Here is a 2,918-nt window from a genome sequence, read left to right as displayed (position 1 = left end):
CAAACCCAACAACCCATACGTATTCGCCTTCACCACCGACACCAACCCACCATCCGCGAGATCAGCATCGCCATCAGCAAACGCACCGGTGAACGGCACCACCACCACATCCGGCACCGGCAACCCCCCGGCCACAGCATCAACGAGCTCGCCCACATCTGCGTAACAGTCCGCAGCGAGATCACTAGCCAAATCACCAGTCAGATTAGTAGTGAAATTAGTGCTGGACGCGATGTGGTCCGTCTGCTCGATAACGGCAACGCGCAAGGCATTGCCCTCAGAACCGGCCCGGATCTGTTGTCCGCCAATCTGTTGCGGGTCCAATTGCTCCCAGCCGAGTCGATAGAGGTCTTCGTGGTTACCGCGAGCGATCGCGAGCGCGGCGGTATCGACCGGGCGAGCAATCAACGTCTCGACCGTGACCACCAGTTCACCGGAGTCGTCCCACCCGGTAAGTCGGTAGCCATCGGCTCCGACACCCACCACACGCACCCGCAACCGCGTGGCGCCCGGTACATGCAGAGTTACCCTCGACCAAGAGAACAGCAGCGGTGTCCGCCCCGGCTCATCCCCGGCACCCAACACATCCAACGCCACGTGGAACGCGGAATCGAACAATGCCGGATGCAACCCGAACCGGCGACTTTCCTCGGCGTGCTCCTGGTCGATCTCGACCTCGGCGAACACCTCCTCACCACGACGCCACGCCGCCCGCAATCCTTGGAAAGCCGGACCATAGACCACCCCGATTCCGGCCAAACGCTCATACAGTGCGTCGATATCCGCCGATACCGCTCCAGCGGGCGGCCACGCCGATCCCACAAACAGCTCCTGAGCCAGCGATTCCGAACTCCCCCGTCCACCAACCTCATTGGTGGACAAGACCCCGGTGGCGTGGTGTGTCCACGGACCGGTCTCAGTCCCCCCGGAAGACTCCGGACGCGAATAGATATCGAACGGACGACGCCCGTGGGCATCGGCCTCACCCAGGCACAACTGCATCTGCACCGCACCGTGCTCAGCCAACACCAGCGGTGCCTGGACAGTCAGATCCTCGACAACCTCGGCCCCGACCCTGCCCCCAGCAGCGAACGCCCACTCCAGGAACCCCGTCCCAGGAAACAACACTGTGCCCAGCACTGCGTGATCAGCCAACCACCCATGCACCTGCAACGACAACCGGCCGGTAAACAACCACCCCCGACCATCCCCGAGAGCCACGCCCGCACCCACGAACGGATGATCGACCCGCGACAAACCCACCGACGCCGCATCCCCGGCACTCGAACGAGACCCGAGCCAAAACCGGCGATGCTGGAACGCATAACCAGGAAGCTCCACCCGCCCCGGGCGAACCGGACCGAACCATCGGCCCCAATCCACCCCCACACCACAGGTGAACGCCTCAGCCAACGAGGTAGCAAACCGATGCAGCCCACCATCGTCACGACGCAACGAACCCAGTACCGCCGCCGCGTCACCGTCCGCGCCGACCTCGATTGTCGCTTGTACCGCAGTCTTCAACACCGGATGGGAGCTGACCTCGATCAACGCTCGACAACCTTGGCCCAGCACAACAGCAGTCGCGTCCTGGAATAACACCGTCTGGCGTAGGCTGCGATACCAATACTCCGCAGTCAGCCCATTGGTATCAAACAACCCACCAGTCACCGTCGAATAGAACGGCACGACCGACAAGCGCGGCCGGATCGGAGCCAAAGACTCGATCACCGTGTCACGGATCGTCTCCATCTGCGCCGAATGTGAGGCATAGTCAACCGGAATTTCACGGGTATGGACCCCATCGGCTTCCAACGACTCCAACAGCTCGCCCAGCGCAGTCACCTCACCGGAAACCACCACCGAGCCAGGCCCGTTCAACGCCGCTATCGAGATCGCCTCACCCCACCGCCGAATACGGTCGGCCAGTTGTTCCACCGGCAGCGACACCGCGACCATCCCACCGCGGCCCGACACCTCCAGCAATGCTTTGCTACGCAACGCCACCACCCGGGCGGCATCCTCAAGGCTCAGCGCACCCGCCACATACGCAGCAGCGATCTCCCCCTGCGAATGCCCCACCACCATCGACGGTTCCACCCCGTACGAACGCCACAACGCCGCCAACGACACCATCACCGCGAACGAAAGCGGTTGCACCACATCGACACGGTCCAGGTCCGCCGCACCTGGAACCTGACGCAGCGCATCCTCCAACGACCAATCCACATAGCCAGCCAACGCGGCCGCGCACGCCCGTACCTGCTCAGCGAACACCGGCGAAAAATCCAGCAACGCAGCTCCCATCCCAGCCCACTGTGCTCCTTGGCCAGGAAAGACGAACGCGACCTTGCCCCCACGAGCTTGTCCCCGAACCACATTCGCCGAATCCCCACCAGCAGCAACGGTTTCCAACCCCGCCAGCAAATCCGACCGATCCGCACCGAGTACCACAGCCCGATACTCGAACACCGCCCGCTCGTTGGCTAGGGCATAAGCCACCACACCGAGATCGAGCTCCGGCTGATCAGAAAGGAACGACCGTAAACGCTGTGCCTGCTCCTCGAGCCCTTCCTTGTTCTTCGCCGAAATCAACAGCGGCACCAGAGTATTCACGGCATTCACAGGGACTACGTTCGGCTGGCTGTCCGCGCCTTCAAGGGCGGGTGCCTGTTCGAGAATGACATGTGCGTTGGTACCGCTGATACCGAACGAGGACACCGCTGCTCGTCGGGTTCGCCCGTCCTCGCCCCACGGAGTGGACTCGGTCAACAACCGCAATCCACCACTCGACCAATCCACATGCGGAGTCGGCTCATCCGCATGCAACGTCGGCGGCAGCACCCCATGCCGCATCGCCATCACCATCTTGATCACACCAGCCACCCCCGCAGCCGCCTGAGTGTGACCGATATTGG

1 protein-coding gene is annotated in these 2,918 nt (G+C 62.8%); it reads right to left on the bottom strand.

Annotation, left to right across the window (positions count from 1 at the left end; genetic code table 11):
• Positions 1-2,913 (bottom strand): type I polyketide synthase (locus tag D5S18_RS27945; RefSeq protein WP_439651180.1); only part of this gene is annotated, 2,913 nt, incomplete at its 3' end.
• Positions 2,914-2,918: the final 5 nt, after the last annotated feature.

This window comes from Nocardia panacis (genome assembly GCF_003598715.1).
GTDB classification, from domain to species: Bacteria; Actinomycetota; Actinomycetes; order Mycobacteriales; family Mycobacteriaceae; genus Nocardia; species Nocardia panacis.
The sequence above is the reverse complement of the archived record's forward strand: the minus strand, read 5'-3'. Positions and strand labels throughout refer to the sequence as shown.